Consider the following 22,609-nt stretch of genomic DNA (forward strand, 5'->3'; position numbering starts at 1 on the left):
ACAAAGGGCTGGAAGCTGTAATCAGGTCGTCGCCGAGTTACGTCATGAAAACCGCGTTGAAATACTCGTTTATCTGGCTGGCATTGCTGACGCTGAATGCCGAAGCACAAGTGCCGGGGCTCGCCAATTGCACGCGAAGCGCAAACCTTTTGGCGTGCATCGATGGCAACGGCAACGCCTACAGCGTCAACACCGTCGGCAGCACGATTTACCTGCGCGGATTTGAAAAAGCGGGAAACCGCTACTGGGCACAAACCAACAGCCGCTACGGGCAACTGACGTTCTTCACCGGCATCGCTTCCGATGGGGAAGCCTGGGTTGGCTACAACCGGCGCGTGGGCTGGACGACAATCAATCGGTTCTCCAGCTCCGGCGGCAGCAGCGCAAAGTTCACCTGCAGCCGGATCACCGGCTGTTAAACCCGCGATCCTTTCTGCTCTTGCTGCCAGGCCATGTAGCTGTCGACAGGTGGATTCTTCTGGAAATAGCGCTGCAAGCCCTCAAACAAACCGTCTGCTACGGCCTGCTGGTGACGCGCGGTCACCAGACGCTGACTGTCCCGCGCGTTAGAAATGAACCCGGTTTCCACCAGGATTGACGGCACATCCGGCGATTTCAGAACGGCAAATCCAGCCTGTTCCACGCGCTTTTGGTGCAGCGTAGTGATGCCAGCCAGACTGCCCAGCACTGTGCTTCCGAGTTGCAGACTGGCAGCGATGGTTGCGTTCATCGACATGTCGAGGATCACGCCAGCGAGCATCGGATCCTTGTCCTTGAGATTGAGCAGGCTGGTGGCGCCAAGCAGATCCACACCGTTCTCACGCTGCGCCATGAACCGCGCTGTAGCAGAAGTTGCACCTCCTTCGGATAGGCAATACACCGACGCGCCAGAGGCGGTCAGACGCGGCGCAGCATCGGCGTGCACCGAGATGAACATGTCGGCTTTGTGCTGACGCGCGATCTCCACACGCTTGCGTAACGGGACGAAGAAATCGTCGTTGCGAACCAGCTTCACATCAAAGCCTTTCTCTCGCTTAAGCCGACGTGCAAGCAATTGCGCGATGGACAGCACCACATCCTTTTCGCGCTCGCCTTTGGCGCCAATGGCACCCGGGTCTTTTCCGCCGTGCCCTGGGTCGACCACCACCATGATGTCGCGCTTGGGGTGAGATTTTTCCTGGGGTGTTTCACGTGGAACGCTTGCCGGGAGCCCTGCTGAAGCAGTCATCAAGTCCAAAACCAAGCGATGTCCTTGCCCATCCTGAGGCGCCAGCAAGAATGAATTGAGCTGAACCGGACTGCTTAAATCCAGCACGATCCGGGTGTTCCCTTGGCCAAAATGGCCGGAGCGAATCGAATGAATAGGGGTGCCGGATAAGGCCAACTGGCTGAAATCTCCATTCAGGCTGGCACCGCTCAAATCGATGATCAACCGCTCCGGCGCACTCAAGGTGAATGTCTTGTAGCTCACGGGACCACTCAGATCGAATACCAGCCGAAGCTTGTCATCCGAACGCCAAAGCCGCGCATTGCGTATCTGCGTAGCGGAAACCGGAAAAGGCAAAACAAAGGCCGCGCTGGCCAGCATCAGGTTGAGCAAGTGGCGTCTGTGCATATGAAAGCCTGTTCATGAAAAAGGCATCGTGGTTTGAATTGTTATAATGTAACATTAAATTCAATCACCATGATGGAACTGCTCATGAACGCGCTGACTTTGCCGGATGTCGCGGCTCAAGCCGCCCGCCAGGCCCTGCCACTCGAATGGGTGGGAATGTGCGGCATCGCATTACCTGTGTTTATCGAAGGCCAACGCCTGGCTGCCAAAGCGGATGCAGGCGTCAGTCTGGATGATGGAGACGCACGAGGCATTCACATGTCGCGGCTCTATCTGGGGCTGGAAGCGCTGGAGCAGGAGAACCTTTCTCCCGCCCTTTTGCGAAAAGTTCTGCAGCGTTTTCTCGACAGCCACGAAGATCTTTCCGAAGCCGCCTATCTCAATATCCACACAGATTTATTGCTGCGAAGGTCGGCATTGGTCAGTCCTTTGGCAGGATGGAAAACCTACCCCGTCACTGTTTCAGCCCACCTGAAAAGCAAAATGTTCCACGTGGAACTGAAAATGGAGGTGGCTTACTCGTCGACTTGCCCCTGTTCTGCAGCATTGGCGAGGCAACTGATCCAGCAACAATTCATCGACGACTTTGCCAACAAACCGCTGCAGCACGCCGACGTGTTGGCGTGGTTGGGTTCGACCCAAGGCATCGTGGCCACACCTCACAGCCAACGCAGTACCGCCCAGTTGCATCTGCATCTGGACGAATTCGTCGACGAATTGCCGCTGACGTCCATCATCAACGACGCCGAAGCGGCCCTAGGCACCGCCGTGCAAACCGCTGTGAAACGCGCCGACGAACAAGCCTTCGCCCTCGCCAACGGCCAGAACCTGATGTTCTGCGAAGACGCTGCTCGACGCCTGAATCTGGCCCTGCGTCGTTCACCCGGTATCAGCGAGTTTCACGTCCGAGTCATCCACGCCGAAAGCCTTCATGCCCACGATGCGGTCGCCGAAAGTCACTGGCGCCGGGAGCAGCCATGATTCGCTGCCAGAACATGAGCTGGGGAGCCCCCGGCCAACCGCTCACTGCGCCTCTGAACCTTCGGCTGGAAAGCGGCAGTCTGACGGCAATCATCGGCGTCAACGGCAGCGGCAAAAGCAGCCTGCTCAAAGTCATCGCCGGATTACAGCGACCGCTGGCCGGCAAAGTCGAACTGGGTGTTCCACGCCAAAGCGGTTTGTCCTTCCTGCCTCAGCAACAGCATCTGGATCGACAGTTCCCGATCAGTCTTCAAGAGTTGGTGGCCGCCGGTTTCTGGGGGCGACGACTGTCATCGCAACTCAGGGCCCAGCGTCTCGAATCCGCACTGGAAGACTGGCATCTGAGCGGTCTGGAGCATCGTCCCCTGATGGCTCTCTCCGGCGGAGAACTGCAACGCGCCCTGCTGGCCCGATTGAGTCTGGTCGACACTCCGTTGCTGCTGCTCGACGAACCCCATGCCGCGCTCGACGAACTGGGGCAGAAACTGTTGTGGCAACACCTGCACGCCTGGCATGAGCAGGGACGAACCCTGGTCGTGGTTTGCCATGACCTTGCCGCCGTGCGCCAACACATTCCACAGACCTTGCTGATCAAACAGAGCGGCTGCGCATTCGGCAGCAGCACCGACCTCATTCAGCAAACGCCTCACACGCAGGTGGCTTGATGCTGACGCTCAGCCATTTATGGCAGCCGTTCCACGAGTTCGTCTTCATGCGCCGGGCCCTGCTCGGCGGTCTGGTCCTGGCGTGCAGCACGGCGCCACTGGGCGTGTTTCTGATCCTGCGCCGGATGAGCCTGATTGGCGACGCCGTTGCCCACGGCATCCTCCCTGGCGCCGCGTTGGGGTTCTGGTTCGCCGGGCTGAGTCTGCCGGCGCTGACCCTCGGCGGACTCGGTGCCGGCCTGAGCATGGCCGGACTCGCCGCGTGGATCACCCGCCGCACCGGCCTGCGCGAAGACGCCAGCCTCGCCGCGATCTATCCCATCTCATTGGCCAGCGGCGTGCTGATTCTCGGCATCGCCGGCAAGCGACTCGATTTGCTGCACCTGCTGTTCGGCTCCGCTTTGGCGGTCGATGGGCCGACCCTCAACGGCATGCTGTGGGTGTCGGCACTCAGCCTGATGGCCATGGCGCTGATCTACAAACCCTTGCTGCTCGACACCCTCGATCCGTTTTTCCTGCGCACGGTCAGCCGACTCGGCCCCGTCGCCCATGGCGTGTTCCTGACGCTGGTGGTGCTCAATCTGGTGATCGGTTTCCAGGCGATCGGCGCCTTGATGGTAGTCGGCCTGATGATGCTGCCCGCCGCCGCGTCACGCTTCTGGAGCCGACGCCTGCCGGTCCTGATTGCCATCGCCGCGCTCATCGGTTGCGCATCGGTATGGCTCGGCCTGTTGCTGTCGTTCTACTACTCGCTGCCCAGCGGCCCGGCCATCGTGTTGGTCGCCGGTGGCGGTTACCTGTTGTCCGTGGTGTTCGGACCGGTGCACGGTCTGTTGCGCCGCCCGCCTTTGCTCACATCCCAATGAGGTGTTTCCCGATGCGCGCTCTACTCGTGCTGTTCAGCCTGATGCTGTCGATGTCGTTATCGGCGGCGGAAAAACTGCCGGTGGTCACCAGTTTCAGCATCCTTGCCGACATGGTGCATCAGGTCGGCGGCGAGCATATCCAGATCACCAACATGGTCGGCCCTGACGCCGATGCCCACACTTACGAACCCACTCCGGATGACGCCAAGGCCCTGCTCAAGGCGAAACTGATCGTCAAGAACGGGCTGGGCTTCGAGCCGTGGCTGGATCGGCTGGTCGCCAGCACCGACACCAGAGCTCCGGTAATCAGCGCCAGTCGTGGCGTGATTCCGCGCTCGCTGGAGGAGGACGGCGAAACCGTCCCCGACCCTCACGCCTGGCACAACCTGGCAAACGCCGAACTGTACGTCGCCAACATCACCAAGGCGCTGATCGCTGCTGACCCGACAAACAAAGCCGACTACGAGCGCAACAGCCAGGCCTACCTGAAACAGATCTACGCCCTCCTCGCCCAGGCGAAAACCAAGCTCGGTTCATTGCCGCCGGGTAACCGCAAGATCGTCACCAGCCACGATGCCTTCGGTTATCTCGGTCAGGCCTACGGCATCGACTTCATGGCGCCACAAGGTCTGTCCACCGAACGCGAACCCTCCGCCGCCGAAGTCGCCGCGCTGATCACCCAGATTCGCCAGGCCAAGGTCAAAGCGGTGTTCATGGAAAACATCAAGGACGCACGCCTGCTCAAACAGATCGCCGACGAAAGCGGCGCACACATCGGCGGCACGCTGTACTCCGACGCCCTCGCCACCAGCGGTCCGGCCAGCACCTTCACCGGGCTGTTCGAATACAACCTCAACACTCTTTACCAAGCCCTGAGCCAACCATGATCCGTAAAAATCCTTCCGGTGATTTGCCGCAGATTGCCGAGTCTGCCTACGTCGATAAAACCGCGATCATCTGCGGCAAAGTCATCATTGGTGAAAACGTGTTCGTCGGCCCATACGCGGTGATCCGCGCTGATGAAGTGGACGCCACGGGCGAGATGGAACCGATCACCATCGGCGCCAATTCGAACATCCAGGACGGCGTGGTGATCCACTCCAAATCCGGCGCGGCGGTGACCATCGGCGAATTCAGCTCCATCGCCCACCGCTCGATCGTGCACGGTCCATGCACGGTCGGAGACCGGGTGTTCATCGGCTTCAACAGCGTGCTGTTCAACTGCGTCGTGGGCAACGGTTGCGTGGTGCGGCACAACTCGGTGGTCGACGGCCGGGATCTGCCGGACGCGTTCTACGTGCCCTCCACCACCCGCATCGGCCCGGGCACCGACCTCTCGCAATTCCCGCCGGTGAGCGTCAGCGCTTCGGAGTTTTCCGAAGACGTGGCGCGCACCAACGTCGACCTGGTGCGCGGTTACAAAGCCTTGCAGAACGAGTTCTGAATCATGAGCAGTGTGTTGATTCGCAATGCGCGGCTGGTGAACGAAGGGCGTGAGTTCGACGCCGATCTGTTGGTCAGCCGAGGGCGCATCGTCAAGATCGCCGGCAGCATCGGAGGGGAAAACGCAACCCGTGAAATCGACGCCAACGGTCAGTGGCTGCTGCCGGGAATGATTGACGACCAGGTGCATTTCCGTGAGCCGGGTGCGCCGGCCAAGGGCAGCATCCACACCGAATCTCGTGCGGCGGTGGCCGGCGGCATCACCAGTTTCATGGACATGCCCAACACCCACCCTGCCACTCTGACTCTCGAAGCGCTGGCCGACAAAAAGCGCCGGGCGGCAATCAACTCGGTGGCCAATTACGGTTTTCACTTTGGTGTCAGTCAGGACAATCTGGACACGGTCGCGGCGCTGAATCCGAGCGAAGTGGCGGGGGTCAAAGTGTTCATGGGCGCGTCCACCGGCAACATGCTGGTGGACGACCCGCACACCCTCGAGCGCCTGTTCGCTGAAGTGCCGACGATTCTGCTGGCCCACTGCGAACACACCCCGAGCATCGAGGTGAATGCCGCGAACCTGCGCGAACGCTTCGGCAACCAACTGCCGCCCGATGCCCACGCGCAGATCCGCAATGCCGACAGCTGCTTTCGTTCATCGTCTCTGGCGGTGGATCTGGCCAAACGTCATGGCACTCGCCTGCACGTCCTGCACCTGACAACGGCCCGCGAGCTGGCGTTGTTCGAAGACAAACCGCTGTCGCAAAAACGCGTCACCGCCGAAGTCTGCCTGCATCACTTGCTGTTCGATGACCGTGACTATCCGAACCTTGGCAACCTGATCAAATGCAATCCAGCGATCAAGTCCCAAGCCGATCGTGATGCCTTGCGTCAGGCACTGCTGAGCAATCGACTGGACGTGATCGGCAGCGATCACGCACCGCACACCTGGGCGGAAAAGCAGCAAGCGTATGAACAGGCGCCGTCTGGACTGCCACTGGTGCAACACGCGCTGCCGGCGCTTCTGGAACTGGTGGCGGATGGCGTATTGCCGATCACCACGCTGGTGGCGAAGACCAGCCACCGGGTGGCTGATCTGTTTGCCATTCCCGATCGCGGTTATTTACGTGAAGGGTATTGGGCGGATCTGGTGTTGGTTCAACCGGAGCCTGGGGGTGTTGCGGTGTCCCGCCAACCGGTTCTGTCGCAATGCGGCTGGACGCCTTTCGCTCAGCGCAGCTTTCGGCATCGGGTCAGCACGACGATGGTGTCGGGGCAGATCGCGTGGCATGACCATCGGATCCATGACAACTGTCAGGGATTGCCGCTGCGGTTCATGCGCTGAAAAAAACCGCCTCCACTCGATGTGGAGGCGGTTTGATTTACGCTCTCGGTTTGACGGTACCGCAATCCTGCCCCAGCCAGACCGCCCGGGTTTCCAGACTGCCCTTCTGGTTGATCCCGATAGCGTTGAAAGTGCCGTTGGCGACGGTGGTGAACTCACGATCACTGAGGAACGTCGCGACGCCGGTGCCCTGGGCTTTCGGGCAACTGAAGCGGAATTTCCACTGGTTGCCGACGCGCTCGGTGATCTGCTGTTTGCAGCCGGACTGCGGATCCGCCAGCGGGATATCGTTGGTTGCTACCTGCTGTGGCGTCAGGCAGGCGCGGATGCCCTTGCCACCGATGTTGATCCCCTGCTTCTCCAGTTGCGCCCGCTGCTGCGGGGTGATTTGGCCCTGAATCTGGCCGAGGATCGATTGCACATCCATCACCTGATCATCGACCTTCACATTGCTCGACGTCATTTCCCACAACCCCGGCTGCAGCATTTGCGCCTGAGCAACCACCGGCAAGGCCAAACCCAGGCCCAGCGCCAAACCCAGCAGACGAACGTTCATTGAAAAACTCCTGATCAGTAGTGGCCGTTAGACGCCGGCCGCCTGTTTCGGTTCATGGCGGGCGCTGGCGTCTTGAAAACAAATAGCGACAATCGCCATGGAACATGGTCTGTTAAGCATTGAATCTTCAGGAGCAAGGTTGCCCCATGGATTATTTCGGACCGCACATTTTCGGTTATCTGATCGCCCTGATACACACCCTCGGCTCGATCGCCGCGATCCATGCCGTGTTGACCGTCCGCACCGCCCAAGGCTCGATCGCCTGGGCGCTGTCGCTGATCTTCATTCCCTACCTCACCCTCATTCCTTATCTGGTGTTCGGCCGCAGCACCTTCGATGGCTACATCAAGGCCCGCCGTCAGGCCAACGAACAAATGCGCCTGGCGATTTCCGAGCTCAACTGGCGGCCCTGGGTGGAAGAAGCCCTGACCGCCCGCGCCTCGAATGCTTACGACTCGTTGCGCGCAATGCCGAAGCTGGGGCGCATGCCATGCCTGGCCAACAATGAAGTGCGATTGCTGATCAATGGCGCGGCGACCTTCGAGGCGATTTTCCACGCAATCGACCAAGCGCGGAAAGCCGTACTGATCCAGTTTTTCATCATTCACGACGATCGCCTCGGCCAGCGTTTGCGTGACCTGTTGCTGAAGAAAGCCGCCGAAGGCGTGGTGATTCATTTGCTCTACGACCGCATCGGCAGCCACGCCCTGCCCCACAGCTATGTGCAGGCGCTGCGCGATGGCGGCGTCGAGGTCAAGGCGTTCGCCACCCGCAGCGGCTGGCTCAATCGGTTCCAGGTGAATTTCCGCAACCACCGCAAGATCGTGGTGGTCGACGGGCTGATCGGATTTGTCGGCGGCCACAACGTGGGCGACGAATACATGGGTGAAAAACCACCGCTGGCACCGTGGCGCGACACTCACGTCCAGGTGCGCGGCCCGGTGGTGGCGTGCATGCAGGAGTCTTTTGCCGAAGACTGGTTCTGGGCCGCGCGGTCATTGCCGCCGCTGATCCTGCCGGACGCTTACCCGGATGAAGGCGTGCTTTGCCAATTGCTCGCCAGCGGCCCGGCGGACGCCTACGAAACCTGCTCGCTGTTCTTCGTCGAAGCCATCCACGCCGCCGCCGAGCGCGTGTGGATCACCAGCCCCTACTTCATTCCCGACGAAGCCGTATTCGCAGCATTGCGCCTCGCCGTATTGCGCGGGGTCGACGTGCGCCTGTTGCTGCCTTCGCGCCCCGACCATCGCATCGTCTACGCCGCCTCCAGCCTGTATGCGTTCGAAGCGGTACGCGCCGGCGTGCGGGTATTCCGCTACGAACCGGGGTTCCTGCATCAGAAAGTGGTGTTGATCGACAGCGAGATCAGCGCCATCGGCAGCGCCAACCTGGACAACCGCTCGTTCCGGCTGAATTTCGAGGTGATGCTGCTGACCGTCGACAGCGAATTCGCCGCCAGCGTGGAACAGATGCTCAACGATGACTTCGCCCAGGCCTACGAAGTCGCCAAAGAAGAAAGCCGGGAGATCCACCGCCTGCAACAGGTCGGTATGCGGATCGCCCGGCTGATTTCACCGATCCTCTAGGTTCAAGGGTGGTAGATGTCGTCCCTCGTCCACGGCAGTTCATGGCTGCCGTCGGCATGGGCCTTCACGGCGAGGATCTGGTGCAGGTTGATCCAGCCGCGAGCGAATGCATAAGCGCAGCCTGCCAGGTACAGACGCCAGATACGCAGCGCCTGGTCCGGCACCAGTTTCGCGGCGGCTTCAAGGTTGTCCTCGAGCCGTTCGCTCCAATGGTCCAGGGTGCGCGCGTAGTGCAGGCGCAGACTCTCGACATCGACGATCTCCAGACCCGCTTCGCTGATCTCGGCCGAGATCATCGCCAGGTGCGGCAGCTCGCCGTTGGGGAACACATATTTCTCGATGAAATCCCCGGCGCCGCGCCCCACAGGGCGGCCATCGGTGTGCTTGGCGGTGATGCCGTGATTCATCACCAGACCACCCTCTTTCACCGCGCCGAACAGGGTTTTGCAGTATTCGGCGAGGTTGGCGTGGCCGACGTGCTCGAACATGCCGACGCTGACCACTTTGTCGAAGCGACCATCCTGGGGCAGATCGCGGTAGTCAAGCAGCTGCAGTTCGATCTGGTCTTCCAGACCTTCAGCTTTGACCCGCTCACGGGCCAGCGCCAGTTGCTCTTTGCTCAGGGTGATACCGAAGACCTTGGCGCCGAACTCTCGGGCGGCATAACGCGCCAGTCCGCCCCAACCGCAACCGACGTCCAACAGATAGTCGCCGGGCTGCAGGCGCAGCTTGCGGCACAGGTGCCGGAACTTGGCTTGCTGGGCTTGCTCCAGGGATTCGCTGCCGGTTTCGAAATACGCGCAGGAATACGCCATGTCGCTGTCCAGCCACAGCTGGTAGAACGCGTTGGAAAGGTCGTAGTGATAGGAAATGGCTTTGGCGTCGGTTTCCTTGTCATGCACGGTGCGCACCGGCTGACTGTCTTCGTCCTCGTCGAGCAGCGCCGTGCTCAACTCATCGCACACCCGGATGACCTCGCTGATCGAGCCCTCCAGTTCGAGTTTGCCCTCGACGAACGCCGCCCCCAGCGCGTCGAGACTTGGATGGGTCAACTGGGACACCATCAACGGGTCCTTGACCACGATGGTGACACTGGGCGCCGGGCCCAGATTGAATTCATGGCCGTCCCAGAGTCGCAGGCGTAGCGGAAGCTGCAGATTCTGTAAGGCCGGTGGAAGTTGCGCGAGCATGGAATATCCCCCTGGTTTCAGACGTCTGATCTGAGGGTAGACCATCCTTGAAAATTAGCAGGCTATCGATTTGATAGTCGCCGACTATCAGCCACAGAGGCTGCCACCGCGCTGTCATCCCTGGTTCAGTGCGCCTTCTCAAATGACTGCGAGACCGGCGCACAGTTCGAAAATTGATCAGTCCGGCGCTTTCAGCTTCAGCAGTGGCTCCTGAAATCGCAGCAGGCGTCCGGCGTTGCCCAGCACCAACAGCGTGCTCAGGTTGTGCAGCAACGCGGCGATCATCGCCCCCGCCGCACCGAGCCAGCCGAAGGCGGCGAAAACCACGATGGCCAGCGTCCAGCCCAGGCCGATGATCACGTTCACCTGCAAGGTCCGTCGGCACTGGCGGCTCAGGCGCACACAAGTGCCGAGCCGACGCAGGTCGCTGCCGATCAGCACGATATCGGAGGATGCCAGCGCAATATCCGCGCCGCCCGCGCCCATCGCCACACCCACGACACCCGCCTTGAGCGCCAATGAATCGTTGATCCCGTCGCCGACCACCATCGGCCGGAAGCCGTTGTCGATTTCCTTGAGCACTCGGTTGAGTTTGTCTTCGGGCAACGCCTGGGCTTCGACTTCGTGCAGGCCGACATCCTTGGCCAGTGTCTGCGCGACGCTTTGCCGGTCGCCGGTCAACAGCAATTGCCGCCCCAGTCCGAGGTCACGCAGTTCACTCAGCGCAAATCGTGCTTCCGGTTTGACCGTGTCGGCCAGCAACAGCCAGGCAAGGAATTCTCCGTTCAATGCCAACCCGGCAATCGGGCCGTCGTGTTCGGGGATCGCCGTGGTCGGGATGCCCAACTGCGCAAACAGCTCCGGACGCCCGAGTGCGGCCTCGCCTTGCGCGGTTTTGGCCACTACGCCCAGCCCCTGCCGCTCATGAATATCGGTCAGCACCAGCGCCTCTTCTGCGCTGACCAGTCCGGCCAGCGCGCGGCTGACCGGATGGCTGCTAGCCGCACCCAGGCTTGCAGCCAGCGCCATTACCGACCCGTGATCAGCTCGCGGGCTGTTGATCGACTGCAAGCGCAGCGTGCCGTAAGTCAGGGTGCCGGTCTTGTCGACCACCAGCGAGGTGAGATCAGCCAGCTCCTCAAGGAATGCCGAACTGCGAATCAGAATCCCGTGCCGCGCCGCCACCGCCACCCCGGCAATCGCCGTGGCCGGCGCCGACAACACCAGCGCGCATGGGCATGCCGCCACCAGCACCGCGAGCATCGCCTGCGCATCGTTGGTGATAAACCAGGTCACCGCCGCGAGCAGCAACACCAGCACCATGTAGCTGCCGGCATAACGTTCGAGCAATCGGGTGATCGGTGGCTTGGAGCGTTCGGCGTTCTGCATCAGCGCGATGACCTTGCCGAGGGTGGATTCATCCCCGGTACGGGTCACTTCGATTCGCAGCAGCCCGTCGAGGTTGATCGCGCCGCCGAACACCGCCATGCCGGCACCCGCTTCCACCGGCACCGACTCACCGGTGATCGACGCTGTGTCGAGGCTGGCCTGGCCCGACAAAACCCGACCGTCCGCCGGCACTCGATCCCCGGCGCGCACTTCGACTTTGTCGCCGGCCTTGAGCGCGCCGTTGTCGACTTCGATGATCGAGCCGTCCGCCTGCACCTTGCGCGCGTGGCTGCGGGTCAATTGGCCGAGGGCATGAATCGCTTCCTGGGAACCGATCACACTGCGCTCTTCCAGCACGTGGCCGAAGATCATGATGATCGGCAACAGCGCCGCCGTGAGCAGATCGCCCGTGGCCCAAGCCCCGATCATCGCCAGGGCGATCAACTGGTCGGTGATGCCGTGCAGGCTCGGATAACGCAGGCTGAACCACGCCGAACGCATTACCGGCACCGCGACTAACAAAGAAGCAGATCCGAGCAGCAACTGACTGACGCCCGTCTGTTCCGGCATCAACCAGCGCCAGATCAGCCCCAGACCGAGCAAGCCGAGGGCGAGCATCGCCAAAGTCAACTGGCGCGCGGCGCGGCGTTGTTCGGCCGAGGACAACAGGCTCGGTGCGGTGGTGGTGGCAGTCATTTACTGGCTCCCTGAATGATCAGGCGTGAATCGTCTTTCGGATCGACCGTGGTGACCGAACCGGCCTGACCGAGAATCTTCGGCATCCGCTCGCGGTACAGACGCAAGAGCATTTGCGGGTCCGTGCCCTGCTGTTGCGCCTTGGCCAGGCTCAATACCGTCGCCGTGTCGGCGGAGGCTTTGGCCAGGCGCTCACCGGCCTGGGCGTGGGCGACTTGCAGCGTGCGGTCGGCTTGCTCGTTGGCGGACTGAGTGAGTTTCTCGGCCTCGGTGCGGGCATTGGCGACCGCTTTGTCGGCTTGCTGGCTGGCGGTGAGGACCGCGTTAAACGCGCTCACTGCCGGCTCCGGCAGGCTCGATTGCACATCGACCCGCGCCACTTCGATGCCGATGCCCTGACCGCTCGCCTTCAACTCGGCGAGACGTCGGTTGATGCCTTGCACCAGATCACCGCGCAACCGTTCGCGACGTTCGGCCGCCTGATTGTCAGCGCCGATCAACTCCGGCCGCGCCACCAGAATCGTGTCCAAGTCCCGCGCGGCCGTCAGCGCCACCGCGCTGCGCGTCACCAATCGATCCAGCGCCGGTAGCACATGTTCGCCCTGCAGTACGAAGTCATAGGGATCGGTGACCTTGTAGAACACCCGCACATCCAGCTGCACCACACCCGCATCACCGGTGAGCAGATAACCGGAGCCGGCCAGCGCGTCACTCAGCGGCGTGGCGAAGGTTGCCACGCGATCCGCCTGCATGGCCTGATCGCTGCGCAGCAGATTTTCCACCCTGCGCTCGATCACCCGATCCGCCGCCGGCAACAAAACCACCTGTTCGAACGGCTGCGGCCACGCCAATAACAAACCGGCATTCTGAATGCGATCCAGCGCTCCGAAATGCAGAACCACCGCGCGGTTTTGCGGATCGATCTGCCGGACATTGGAAAATGCCCAGGCCAATGCCGCGAGCACGGTTACCGCGTACAGCGCGAAAAACGCCAAACGTCCTGCTTGAATCCACGGACTGTTCAGCGAATGTGTTCCACGTGGAACTTCATTCATGGCTGCAATCCGCTCTTGCTGTCGAGATTCGGCGGACCGTCGACCAACACCCGGAATGGCGCGGCGTCGGTGCGCAGGATCAGTTTGGTGTCTGGCGAAACGATGGTGCCGAGGGTGTCCAGCGAACGAAGCAAGTTATACAGCTGCGGCGAACCGGCGTAAGCACGCCCGTAAATCTGCGCCGCTTCCACCCGCGATTGGGCTTCGATATCGGCGGCTTTCACCGTGGCATCGGCTTGCACGATTCGCGCATCGCGTTCGGCGGCGGAGCGGATCTGCGCCGCTTCACGTTTGCCGATGGCGGTGCGTTCGGTGGCGATGGTTTCACGCTCTGCGCGCATCCGGTCAACCGTTGCGGTCAGGGTCACCGATGGCAATGTCAGCCGTTCGATGCCCACCTGCACCACGCGAACGCCATAGGTGGCGAGCAGTTGCTGATCGATTTGCTGGCGCAACTGGGCTTCAAAATCGTCGATGCGAACCTGGCTGGCATCGGTATTCACCAGATTGGCCAGATCAAAACTGCTGGCCGTGGTTTCCAGTGCCGAGCCGACAAACGTGCGAATCTGCCGCGCCGCTTCGTCCGGCTGGTTCTGCACCGCGCGCATGAAGCGCTGCACGTTGTCGGGATCGCCCTGCACCTGCCAGGCCACGTACGCCTGCACGATGATGCGCAGACCGTCGCGGGTGCCGACATCCTGCAAGCCGCTGGAGGTCGTGCGCAAACGCAGATCCACCGGAATCGCTGCTTCGAACGGCGCCGGCCAACGCCAGCTCAGTCCCGGTTGCAGCAACACGCGGGACGGGTTGCCGAACCGGGTGATGACCGTGGCTTCACCGGAGCGCACTTGCACCAGGCTCGCCGCCGCGATGGCGAACGCCAACAGCAACGCCGCCCAGCCCATGCGTTTCCACGGAAAAGGCCCCGCCTCTTCCGGCGCACCGTGGTGATGGTGATGATGCCCGTGATGGTGATGACCGCCGGCATGAGCATGATCGTGGCCGCTGTGGTCATGGTGATCGTGAGTGTGCGACTGGCTCAATGGGTGGCTCCTGGCTGAGCGGTGGTGCGCGCCGGATCTGCCGGCAGCGTGAACGTACGCAGGTCGATGGTCGGTGCGTTACTGCTGCCGCCCAGACGATGGTCGAGTACCAACAGTTTGGCTTTGCTCAAACCCTGGCTGAGTTGGCTGAGGTATTGCTCCAGCACGAAGGCCTGGCCGGCGCTGGCGTAGGCTTTTTGTTCGGCGCTGAATTTCAGATCCGCCGCCCGGGCAGTGGCGTTGATTTCATGGGCGTTGGCACTGGCCTGATCCCGAGCGAGGCTGGCCTGCAACTGCGCCTGATTACTCGCTTCGGCAGCCGCGCCACGCTCGCGGGAGATCAACGCCTGAGCGCCGATCTGCGCGGCTTGCACACTGTGATAGGCATTGGCCGCCCCGGCCGGCGGGTGAATCGCTTCGACCACCGTGGCAAGAATTTCCACACCGCTGTCGAGCTTCTGCAGATCGCTTTGTACGGCACGGCCGATTTCTTCGGCGAGCCCGGTCCTGTCCTCGCCAAGCAATCCGTCGAGGGTGCGCGAGGCAAAGTCGTGCACCAGAATCCGGCTGGCGGTGCTGCGGATCAGCGTCGGCACGTCCGCGCTGTTGTAGGTGGCGGCCAGCGCGTCTTGATCACTGAGGCCGATGCGATAGACGAAGCGCACATCCATGTTGACGATCTGAAAGCTCTGCTGATCGCCACGGCTGCTGGCGATCACCTGTGACTTGTCATTGACGTGGCTGGCGTCCCACAAACGGTTGGCGGTGAGTGGCGCCGGGCCTTCTGCCGGGTCCAACTGCACGGGCGCCGGGTTCTCGCCGACGCTGGTCGCCAATTCATGGACCACGCCGTTTTCAACATTCAGTACACGCCCCAAGGGCCAGGGCAAACCCGCATGCAGCCCCGGCCCGGACACCTGCACCGGTTTGCCGAAACGCTCGTAAATCCCACGGCTTTGCATCGGAATTTCGTGAAGGCCGGTGAGCAACCAGCCCAGCGTTGCCACCAGCACCAACACCGGCAAGAACGCGCGGCGCATGTAACTGAAGGCCCAGATCTGGCGCAGATCGATGCCGAAGCGGTTGTGCAATTCATGCTGCAATGCGAGCAACGGTTGTGGCGGCCAGCGCAGCAGATCGGCGACGAAACTGCGCGCCAGCAGCACCGGTTCGAGTTGTTCGCGGCGCGGGCTGAACAGCGACAGCAGCGCACGCAACAGCAACTCCAGGGCAACCAGCCCCGGCAAAATGCCGATCAATACCGCCAGACGCACAGGCCAGATTGCACTGTCACTGGCGAACAACAGGCACAACGCGCCCAGCACCAGACTGATGATTGCCACGCGTGTCAGTTGCGCCAGCGCTCCGGCCTCGGGCCATTGCGCCGAGTTTTCCTGTGCCAGCTGTCGCTCCAGCACCAGCAGACCGAACGCCAAGAGCAACGCGATAGCCGCGCCGACCGTGGCGGACAACCCCACACCCGCCGCCGGCAGCGTCAGATTCCACATTTGCTCGATGCTTAACAGCGCCAGCAACGACCACCCACCCAGCCACAATGTGGCCGCGCCGATCTGCCCGAGCAGATGCAGACTGCGCTGGCTCATCCGATCCAGCAGCCGCTCGTACCAGCCATCCGGCGCAGGTTCTTCAGCAACCGTCACCGGCACCACGGGATTGATCACCCGCGCCCGCCATTGTGTCACCCACCACGCCGATTGCAGACCGGCCACCAGCACCAGCAACGCCGCGCTCTGATTGACCAGCAACGTGGGCCACAGCGATTGCGGCGCAAACAGCCCGACAAAAAACGCCAGTACCCACCCTGCCCCGGCCAACGCGCCCAGACCGATCGCCAGGCGAAGCAAGCGCCGGCCCTGCGTCGCCGCTTGCTGAAAGCGCGGCAATCCGTTCACCGGCGTGCCTTCATCCAGATCGACTTGCATATCCCCCCAAAACCCTTGGCTCACTGCACATATCGTTACGATATAACGAAAGTCGTGAAATATTTGTACTCATTTGCATCATTCAAAGCTGGGCAACCTGTCGCTTGCCTGAAGCCTTGACCGAAATGTCTGGAAACGCACATATTACGTTCGTAATTTTTAGCACGAACTACTTTTACCGATCCGCATCCTTCAGCCAGGAGTAAGAGCATGAGCAACTATGACGTGGTGATTCTGGGCGGTGGCCCCGGCGGTTATAACGCAGCGATCCGCGCCGGCCAGCTGGGCCTCAAGGCCGCGTGCGTCGAGGGTCGCGCCACGCTGGGTGGCACCTGCCTGAACGTCGGCTGCATGCCGTCCAAGGCGCTTTTGCATGCGTCCGAGCTCTACGAAGCGGCGCTGGGAACGGAGTTCGCCAACCTCGGTATCGAAGTCAAACCCACGCTCAACCTTGCGCAAATGATGAAACAGAAAGACGAAAGCGTGAGCGGCCTGACCAAAGGCATCGAATTCCTGTTTCGCAAGAACAAGGTCGACTGGATCAAGGGCTGGGGCCATATCGACGGCCCCGGAAAAGTCAGCGTGACCGGCGATCAGGGCAGCCGGATCGAGCTGACGGCCAAGGACATCGTCATCGCCACCGGCTCCGAGCCCACTCCCCTGCCCGGCGTGGAGATCGACAACAAGCGCATCCTCGACTCCACCGGCGCGCTGTCCTTGAGCGAAGTGCCCAAGCATCTGGTGGTAATCGGTGCGGGCGTGATCGGCCTCGAACTCGGCTCGGTCTGGCGCCGGCTCGGCGCGCAGGTGACGGTGGTGGAATACCTCGACCGCATCTGCCCCGGTGTCGACGGCGAAGCGGGCAAGACCCTGCAACGCTCGCTGAGCAAACAGGGGATCAGCTTCAAGCTGAGCTCGAAAGTAACCAGCGCCACCTCCTCGGCCACTGGCGTACAGCTCAGCGTCGAACCCGCCGCTGGCGGCAGCGCGGAAATCCTCGAGGCCGATTACGTGCTGGTGGCCATTGGTCGTCGCCCGTACACCCAGGGCCTGGGCCTGGAAAACGTCGGCCTGAGCACCGACAAACGCGGCATGCTCGCCAACAAACAGCATCGCACCGAAGCGCCCGGTGTGTGGGTGATCGGTGACGTGACCTCGGGGCCGATGCTCGCGCACAAGGCTGAAGACGAAGCCATGGCCTGCATCGAGCAGATCGTCGGCAAGGCCGGGGAGGTCAATTACGAGCTGATTCCCAACGTGATCTACACCCGGCCGGAGCTGGCCAGCGTCGGCAAGACCGAAGAGCAGTTGAAGGCCGAAGGCCGGGCGTACAAGGTCGGCAAATTCCCGTTCACCGCCAACAGCCGGGCGAAGATCAATCACGAGACCGAAGGCTTTGCCAAAGTCATCGCCGATGAACGCACGGACGAAGTCCTCGGCGTGCACCTGGTCGGCCCGAGCGTCAGCGAAATGATCGGCGAGTTCTGCGTGGCCATGGAATTCAGCGCCTCGGCCGAAGACATCGCGCTGACCTGTCACCCGCATCCAACCCGCTCCGAAGCGTTGCGTCAGGCGGCAATGAATGTCGAAGGGATGGCGACGCAGATGTAAGCACTGTGCGAATACTTCCCGCGCAATGCGGGAAGTATCAGGACGGCAGATGCCCCAGCGGCAATGCGCCGGGCGTTTTCACCGTGTGGATCGCAAAATTGCTGCGGATATCGCTCACCCCCGGCAGCTTCAACAGGCAACCGGTGAGAAAGCGGTCGTAGGCGCGCAGATCCGGCACCACCACTTGCAGCAGAAAGTCCGATTCCCCGGACACCAGAAACGCTGAAATCACCTCCGGCAATGCGGTCACCGCCCGGTGGAATGCCTCGGCCTGTTCGTCGTTGTGGCGCTCGACCTTGACCCCGACAAACACCGTCAGCCCCAACCCCACTTCATCACGGTCCAGATTGGCCTGATATCCGCGAATCACCCCGGCCTCTTCGAGCATCCGCACCCGGCGCAGGCACGGCGATGCCGACAGGCCGATTTCGTCGGCCAGTTGTACGTTGCTCAGGCGTCCGTCCCGTTGCAGTGCGGCAAGAATCTTGCGGTCGAAGGCATCCAGTTTCATGGTTGGCAGATCCTGATGGTTTTCGCGGTGAAAGAGCGCAGATTATGCCAATCCAGAGGCCTTTAGAAGCTGACTACGCAACCACCTGCCCTGCCCTTCGGCCCTAGACTGAGGCTACCGAATCGACAACGAAAGGGGTGCGACATGGCAAGTCTCTGGCTGTTTTTCCTGGCGCTGGCAGTGGTCTTTCTGTTGCCCGGCCCGGACATGATCCTGCTGTTGCAGACCGGTGCCCGTCAGGGACGCGGCGCAGCGCTGGCCACGGCGGTGGGTCTGGCCATCGCCCGAGGCTGTCATGTAGCGCTCGCGGCGTTGGGGCTGGCGGCGCTGTTCAAGGCGGCGCCGTGGACGTTCGATGCTGTGCGGATCGCCGGGGCGGCGTATTTGCTGTGGATCGGCATTCAATGCCTGCGCACCACGCTGTTGCCGGATCTGGACGCCGGCACCGTGACGGACAGTCATGCGCAGTGGTATGCAGCCATCCGCCGCGGCCTGCTGACCAACCTGCTCAACCCGAAAGCGTTACTGTTCTGCTCGGTGCTGCTGCCGCAGTTCATCGTGGCAAATGGCGCAGCGGTGCTGACCCAGTTCGCCGTGCTCGGTGCGATGCTGGTGGGCACAGGTCTGCTGTTCGACAGCGCCTACGCCCTGACCGGCGCCGCGCTGGGCCGCTGGCTGAAACACAGCCCGACGGCCCAGCGGGTGCAGCAGTGGCTGTTCGGCAGCCTGTTGATCGGCTTCGCCGTGCGCCTGACGTTCGTCCAGCAGGCTTAGGCTTTGCGGGCCTTACGCTGGCGGCGGGTGATCAGCAGCAACGCCACAGCGCTGAAGGCCAGGATCGCTCCGATCTGCACCGGCCACTTGTACGGCCGCAGTGTCGAACGCACCGAATCGGTCACCTGAGTGACGTAGCGCTTGTCGGCGTTTTCAAAATCCGGATAAGGGCATTGATGGCCGAAATCCACAGCCCACGGGACGTACGGCCCTTCATCGACATAGCGTTTGTACAACGCGCTCTGCTCTTCCAGGCTGCTGTTCCAGCCCGCCGCCGAACACAACACAGCGGCGAACGCCTGGCTGGTGTGCGGCAGATTGTCTGCCGCACGGCTGGCCAGCGCCGTGGCGACAAAACGATAGTGATAACGCTCATCCGGTTGCGCTTCACTGGCCTTCTGACGTCGCACTTCGGCCTCGCTGACCAGCGGCCCGACTTTCAGCTCGGTGTTTTCCAGGCTGTAGTTGCCGCCGAAGGTCGCGTAATCCGGGGCCATTTCGTAGCCCAGGATGTCCATGCCCCACTCACGGGCTGTCCACGCAGCATTGAACAGTGCGCTGGCACGTTTGGTCGGCCACCATGCCGAATCGGCCTTCAGGCGTTGCTCGCCATAGAGCCGGGCCTTGTTCTGCAAATCGGCATTGTCGAAATAACCGACCGCTTCTTCGTAGTGCCCCTCACGCAACAACCGCCGCCCCAGCAGATTGCGCAGGCTGGCGGCCACCGGCAGCGGCACGTAATTGTCGCGATCCTGCTGGCTCAGCGCGGGCGGTGCCGGCACGTTGGTATCGACATAGTTTTTCAGCTCCTCGACCGTCAGCACTCGCTCGGCCACGGTCGCGGCGTCGAACCAGTAAATATGCTGGCTGCGATACAACTGGTCGAAAGCCTGCAGGTACTCGCCACGTTGCAGCGCAAGGATCGCGCTCTCGCCCTCGACCCGGCATTTGGGCTGCACGGTTTCGAGATTCCAGTCGGCGGTACGCCGCTCGCCCCAGGACTCCTCCTGCGGGAACGCTTGCGCAGCTTTCGCATAGGCCGCAGCTGCCGCGTTCCTGTCGCCATCGCGCACGGCCAGTTTTGCCCGCAGCCACCACGCCAGACCGCTGTCGCCAGCGTGTTCGAGGAATGCCTTGGCGCTGGCGTAATCGCCCTGTTGATAATTCATCGCCGCTAATCGATCGGCGTTATCGAGGCTGCCGCGGGTGCTTGCTTGCAGCGCTTTGACCAGCTTCTTCTCGTTCGGTGGCTCATCGCCGAACGACCAGCCGATCCGGCTGATCAGCGAGGCGGTCACCAGTTGCTGCACCGCTTCGCGGCGCAGCAATTTCGCCAGCCGATCTTCGGGCTCCTCGGCCAGTTCGTTCATCAACTGCTTCAGCGAGGTGTAACCGACGTTCGAGCCGTGCAGGTTTTGCGCGGCATACAGCTTGATGGCGTTGTTCCAGTCACCCGCCATGCGCAGCGCCCGCGCCTCTTCGCCAAGGCTGGCCACGCCGAGTTCCAGCGGATCGCTGAAACCGTCGATGCTCAGTTGCCGCGTCTGGCGGAACGCGTCGATAGCGTTTTCCCAGGCTTCAAGCGCATCGCCCGCTTCGCTGCTCATGGCAAAGAACGCCCGACCCAGCGAATACGCGGCCCAGGTGCTGCGCAACCCACGCTGATCGGCCGGCAGCGCCAGCAACTGGCGGAAATACTCGACCGCCAATTGATGGTCACCGGCGCCGAACGCCACGGCGCCCGCCACATACAGGCGCAGTTCCGCCGGCAGGCTCGCGCCCTGCACGTCGACCTGACGCGCGTCGGTCAGGCTGCGCAGGCGTTTGACCAGCGTTTGCTGTTCAGGGGTCAGGCCGATCTGCTCGGCCTTGTCGCGCACCTCGGCGGGTTCTGGCGCCTCGGCGTAGATGTCATCCGGATTGTGGGTGGCTGCGGTGACGTTCTTCAGCCCGGCGATGGTTTTGCCGAGGCGACTGATCTCGAACCTGAAGTTGCCCTCCGGCATTTGCGCCAGCGATTGCCCGCGATCGTCGAGCAGGCGCATCGGGAAGTCCGGGCCACAGGCCAGCGCCGAGCCCAGCGGCAGGCTGAGGCTCAGGCAAAGCAGATGGCGGGGCCAGTTACGGGTCAACATGCGAACCTCCTTGATCAATATTTGCGCAGCGTGCCCAACCGATCGCACGCTGCCCGCCCGCCGGCAATCGGCCCTCGCGCAGGCGGGTGAAGGTAAGCAGATCCGCCGTCTGTTGCAACGCATAACCGGCGAGCGCGTCAGCCCCTTCGCAGCCCCGGGCCTTGACGGTGATGCGGGCGGGCCAGGCGCTGTCGAGGTTACCGACGTTACGCAGGGCAATGTCTTGCAGGCCATTCTGTTCGGTAAACACCACGCCGAGATGGCTGCTCAACGCATCGCCTCGGGCGACCGCACGCAGCGTGCTCAGGCTCCAGGCCCTGCGGTCGTTGGCCAACGGCAGACGAAACCAGATCAGGCCGGCCAGATGCGCCGGGCGATCCTCGCGTAACTCATTTGCCAGCCGGCCCAGTTGTTGTGGATCGGCAAGCAATTCGCGGCGCTGGCCACCCCGTTCGAGCGGTACTTCGCTTTCCACCACCGGAGCGCCATCGACATCCGCCAACAGCGCTACACCATAGGCCGGCAGCGCCAGATAAAACGGTTTGTCGGTCACTCGCCCCCAAGCCTTGGCCCAGCGCTGCGCCTGTTCGGAGTCGAACAGACCGCGACGCGGATCGCTGACGGCATGCACCTGCAACACACTGCTGTCGACGGTCGCCAGCAACGCCGGCAATTGCGGACTGTCGAGCCAGGCAGGTAACGCAGTGATGCTCAGGGGCAGATTGGCCGGCAATGCCGTACGCAAGTGAGCAAGGAATCCGGTGTAAGCAGGCAGGCGGGCATTGCCGGCGTCATGGTCGATCTCGATGCCGGCCAGCGTGAGCCCCTGACCTTGCCAGTCAGCAAGCACTTGGAGGATCTGCGCCGTCACCGCTTGCGAATCGAGCGCCTTGAGCTGGCCGTCGAGGCGAATCACCGCGATCAACGGCCGGGCATCGCGTCTCAGCAACGCAGAATCGACGCGTGCCCGACTCCATCCGGCATTCGGGAACGCCTGCAACGCCAAGACCCGCAACGTCGAAAAGTCGTTGCGACTGTCATTCAGGGCAAGCTCATGGGCCGGCGTCCATTGCCGTTGCCAGACGTAAAGTTGCTGATCGAGTGGCACTGCGTCCTGTCGCTCACAAGCACACAGCAACAACACAGCCACCAGGGCGGACCACCCGATGATAAAGCGCATACCTTGCAGATCCCTGAGACATCAGGCT

20 protein-coding genes are annotated in these 22,609 nt (G+C 62.1%); 10 read left to right on the plus strand and 10 right to left on the minus strand.

Annotation, left to right across the window (positions count from 1 at the left end):
* The first annotated feature begins 44 nt into the window (after positions 1–44).
* Complete coding sequence (locus L6D74_RS02805; RefSeq protein ID WP_064600551.1) at positions 45–419, plus strand: hypothetical protein; 375 nt, start codon at positions 45–47, stop codon at positions 417–419.
* Here the strand turns inward: L6D74_RS02805 and L6D74_RS02810 are convergent.
* Positions 416–1,615, minus strand: coding sequence for an N-acetylmuramoyl-L-alanine amidase (locus tag L6D74_RS02810; protein ID WP_064600553.1), 1,200 nt, complete (start codon positions 1,613–1,615; stop codon positions 416–418). The two genes, L6D74_RS02805 and L6D74_RS02810, sit on opposite strands and share 4 nt — an antisense overlap.
* Before the next feature lie 84 nt (positions 1,616–1,699).
* Here L6D74_RS02810 and folE2 point away from each other — a divergent pair, with 84 nt between their 5' ends.
* Genes folE2 through L6D74_RS02840 form a run of 6 tightly spaced genes read left to right on the plus strand, consistent with a single transcriptional unit; the run spans position 1,700 to position 6,912 of the window.
* Entirely contained in the window at positions 1,700–2,596 is an 897-nt protein-coding gene (gene folE2 / locus L6D74_RS02815) for a GTP cyclohydrolase FolE2 (RefSeq protein ID WP_064600558.1), read from the plus strand.
* Complete coding sequence (locus L6D74_RS02820; RefSeq protein WP_236187621.1) at positions 2,593–3,261, plus strand: metal ABC transporter ATP-binding protein; 669 nt, start codon at positions 2,593–2,595, stop codon at positions 3,259–3,261. The genes folE2 and L6D74_RS02820 overlap by 4 nt, the downstream gene beginning before the upstream one ends.
* Complete coding sequence (locus L6D74_RS02825; RefSeq protein ID WP_085612445.1) at positions 3,261–4,127, plus strand: metal ABC transporter permease; 867 nt, start codon at positions 3,261–3,263, stop codon at positions 4,125–4,127. The genes L6D74_RS02820 and L6D74_RS02825 overlap by 1 nt, the downstream gene beginning before the upstream one ends.
* Positions 4,128–4,138: 11 nt before the next feature.
* Positions 4,139–5,014, plus strand: coding sequence for a metal ABC transporter substrate-binding protein (locus L6D74_RS02830; protein ID WP_236187622.1), 876 nt, complete (start codon positions 4,139–4,141; stop codon positions 5,012–5,014).
* Positions 5,011–5,571 (plus strand): gamma carbonic anhydrase family protein, encoded by a 561-nt coding sequence (locus L6D74_RS02835; RefSeq protein ID WP_085612447.1) that lies wholly within the window; start codon positions 5,011–5,013, stop codon positions 5,569–5,571. Before L6D74_RS02830 ends, L6D74_RS02835 begins: the two co-directional genes overlap by 4 nt.
* Before the next feature lie 3 nt (positions 5,572–5,574).
* On the plus strand, positions 5,575–6,912 hold the full coding sequence (locus L6D74_RS02840) for a dihydroorotase (RefSeq protein WP_236187623.1): 1,338 nt from the start codon (positions 5,575–5,577) through the stop codon (positions 6,910–6,912).
* Positions 6,913–6,949: 37 nt separating this feature from the next.
* Here L6D74_RS02840 and L6D74_RS02845 read toward each other — a convergent pair whose 3' ends face one another.
* On the minus strand, positions 6,950–7,468 hold the full coding sequence (locus L6D74_RS02845; RefSeq protein WP_039765036.1) for a DUF3617 domain-containing protein: 519 nt from the start codon (positions 7,466–7,468) through the stop codon (positions 6,950–6,952).
* Positions 7,469–7,614: 146 nt separating this feature from the next.
* Between L6D74_RS02845 and cls the strand changes: the two genes are divergently transcribed.
* Positions 7,615–9,054: a cardiolipin synthase gene (cls, locus tag L6D74_RS02850; protein WP_085612449.1), complete on the plus strand. Its 1,440-nt coding sequence runs from the start codon at positions 7,615–7,617 to the stop codon at positions 9,052–9,054.
* A 2-nt stretch (positions 9,055–9,056) separates the two neighbouring features.
* Here the strand turns inward: cls and cfaB are convergent, their stop codons facing one another.
* The 5 genes from cfaB to hflK (L6D74_RS02875) all read right to left on the minus strand — a co-directional run bounded on the left by cfaB (position 9,057) and on the right by hflK (L6D74_RS02875) (position 16,370).
* Positions 9,057–10,244 carry a C17 cyclopropane fatty acid synthase CfaB gene (gene cfaB, locus L6D74_RS02855; protein WP_064600572.1) on the minus strand — a complete coding sequence of 396 codons (1,188 nt, stop codon included), beginning with the start codon at positions 10,242–10,244 and terminating at the stop codon, positions 9,057–9,059.
* A gap of 177 nt (positions 10,245–10,421) precedes the next feature.
* Positions 10,422–12,329, minus strand: coding sequence for a heavy metal translocating P-type ATPase (locus tag L6D74_RS02860; protein ID WP_236187624.1), 1,908 nt, complete (start codon positions 12,327–12,329; stop codon positions 10,422–10,424).
* Positions 12,326–13,384, minus strand: a complete 1,059-nt coding sequence (gene hflK, locus L6D74_RS02865; protein ID WP_236187625.1) for a protease modulator HflK — start codon at positions 13,382–13,384, stop codon at positions 12,326–12,328. The genes L6D74_RS02860 and hflK (L6D74_RS02865) overlap by 4 nt, the downstream gene beginning before the upstream one ends.
* Entirely contained in the window at positions 13,381–14,427 is a 1,047-nt protein-coding gene (hflC, locus tag L6D74_RS02870; RefSeq protein WP_236187626.1) for a protease modulator HflC, read from the minus strand. Before hflC ends, hflK (L6D74_RS02865) begins: the two co-directional genes overlap by 4 nt.
* On the minus strand, positions 14,424–16,370 hold the full coding sequence (gene hflK, locus L6D74_RS02875) for a protease modulator HflK (RefSeq protein WP_236187627.1): 1,947 nt from the start codon (positions 16,368–16,370) through the stop codon (positions 14,424–14,426). Before hflK (L6D74_RS02875) ends, hflC begins: the two co-directional genes overlap by 4 nt.
* Positions 16,371–16,580: 210 nt before the next feature.
* On the opposite strand from hflK (L6D74_RS02875), the gene lpdA reads away from it, so the two are divergent.
* The gene (gene lpdA, locus L6D74_RS02880; protein ID WP_064600586.1) at positions 16,581–17,981 is read left to right on the plus strand and encodes a dihydrolipoyl dehydrogenase; all 1,401 of its coding nucleotides are present in this window, start codon (positions 16,581–16,583) and stop codon (positions 17,979–17,981) included.
* A 37-nt stretch (positions 17,982–18,018) separates the two neighbouring features.
* Here lpdA and L6D74_RS02885 read toward each other — a convergent pair whose 3' ends face one another.
* Positions 18,019–18,492, minus strand: coding sequence for an Lrp/AsnC family transcriptional regulator (locus L6D74_RS02885; RefSeq protein WP_007954205.1), 474 nt, complete (start codon positions 18,490–18,492; stop codon positions 18,019–18,021).
* A gap of 144 nt (positions 18,493–18,636) precedes the next feature.
* Here L6D74_RS02885 and L6D74_RS02890 point away from each other — a divergent pair, with 144 nt between their 5' ends.
* Positions 18,637–19,266 carry a LysE family translocator gene (locus tag L6D74_RS02890; protein WP_039765022.1) on the plus strand — a complete coding sequence of 210 codons (630 nt, stop codon included), beginning with the start codon at positions 18,637–18,639 and terminating at the stop codon, positions 19,264–19,266.
* On the opposite strand, the gene L6D74_RS02895 is transcribed toward L6D74_RS02890, so the two are convergent.
* Both L6D74_RS02895 and L6D74_RS02900 read right to left on the minus strand, forming a co-directional pair.
* Entirely contained in the window at positions 19,263–21,401 is a 2,139-nt protein-coding gene (locus L6D74_RS02895) for a hypothetical protein (protein WP_236187628.1), read from the minus strand. The two genes, L6D74_RS02890 and L6D74_RS02895, sit on opposite strands and share 4 nt — an antisense overlap.
* Positions 21,388–22,581 carry a DUF3142 domain-containing protein gene (locus L6D74_RS02900; RefSeq protein ID WP_236187629.1) on the minus strand — a complete coding sequence of 398 codons (1,194 nt, stop codon included), beginning with the start codon at positions 22,579–22,581 and terminating at the stop codon, positions 21,388–21,390. The genes L6D74_RS02895 and L6D74_RS02900 overlap by 14 nt, the downstream gene beginning before the upstream one ends.
* Positions 22,582–22,609 lie beyond the last annotated feature (28 nt).

Origin of the sequence: Pseudomonas pharyngis, assembly GCF_021602345.1 — a bacterium.
Classification (GTDB): Bacteria; Pseudomonadota; Gammaproteobacteria; order Pseudomonadales; family Pseudomonadaceae; genus Aquipseudomonas; species Aquipseudomonas pharyngis.

Coding starts and splice junctions, on each gene's coding strand:
- L6D74_RS02805 (WP_064600551.1), top strand. CDS start 45: ATGAAAACCGCGTTGAAATACTCGTTTATCTGGCTGGCATTGCTGACG.
- L6D74_RS02810 (WP_064600553.1), bottom strand. CDS start 1,615: ATGCACAGACGCCACTTGCTCAACCTGATGCTGGCCAGCGCGGCCTTT.
- folE2 (WP_064600558.1), top strand. CDS start 1,700: ATGAACGCGCTGACTTTGCCGGATGTCGCGGCTCAAGCCGCCCGCCAG.
- L6D74_RS02820 (WP_236187621.1), top strand. CDS start 2,593: ATGATTCGCTGCCAGAACATGAGCTGGGGAGCCCCCGGCCAACCGCTC.
- L6D74_RS02825 (WP_085612445.1), top strand. CDS start 3,261: ATGCTGACGCTCAGCCATTTATGGCAGCCGTTCCACGAGTTCGTCTTC.
- L6D74_RS02830 (WP_236187622.1), top strand. CDS start 4,139: ATGCGCGCTCTACTCGTGCTGTTCAGCCTGATGCTGTCGATGTCGTTA.
- L6D74_RS02835 (WP_085612447.1), top strand. CDS start 5,011: ATGATCCGTAAAAATCCTTCCGGTGATTTGCCGCAGATTGCCGAGTCT.
- L6D74_RS02840 (WP_236187623.1), top strand. CDS start 5,575: ATGAGCAGTGTGTTGATTCGCAATGCGCGGCTGGTGAACGAAGGGCGT.
- L6D74_RS02845 (WP_039765036.1), bottom strand. CDS start 7,468: ATGAACGTTCGTCTGCTGGGTTTGGCGCTGGGCCTGGGTTTGGCCTTG.
- cls (WP_085612449.1), top strand. CDS start 7,615: ATGGATTATTTCGGACCGCACATTTTCGGTTATCTGATCGCCCTGATA.
- cfaB (WP_064600572.1), bottom strand. CDS start 10,244: ATGCTCGCGCAACTTCCACCGGCCTTACAGAATCTGCAGCTTCCGCTA.
- L6D74_RS02860 (WP_236187624.1), bottom strand. CDS start 12,329: ATGACTGCCACCACCACCGCACCGAGCCTGTTGTCCTCGGCCGAACAA.
- hflK (WP_236187625.1), bottom strand. CDS start 13,384: ATGAATGAAGTTCCACGTGGAACACATTCGCTGAACAGTCCGTGGATT.
- hflK (WP_236187627.1), bottom strand. CDS start 16,370: ATGCAAGTCGATCTGGATGAAGGCACGCCGGTGAACGGATTGCCGCGC.
- lpdA (WP_064600586.1), top strand. CDS start 16,581: ATGAGCAACTATGACGTGGTGATTCTGGGCGGTGGCCCCGGCGGTTAT.
- L6D74_RS02885 (WP_007954205.1), bottom strand. CDS start 18,492: ATGAAACTGGATGCCTTCGACCGCAAGATTCTTGCCGCACTGCAACGG.
- L6D74_RS02890 (WP_039765022.1), top strand. CDS start 18,637: ATGGCAAGTCTCTGGCTGTTTTTCCTGGCGCTGGCAGTGGTCTTTCTG.
- L6D74_RS02895 (WP_236187628.1), bottom strand. CDS start 21,401: ATGTTGACCCGTAACTGGCCCCGCCATCTGCTTTGCCTGAGCCTCAGC.
- L6D74_RS02900 (WP_236187629.1), bottom strand. CDS start 22,581: ATGCGCTTTATCATCGGGTGGTCCGCCCTGGTGGCTGTGTTGTTGCTG.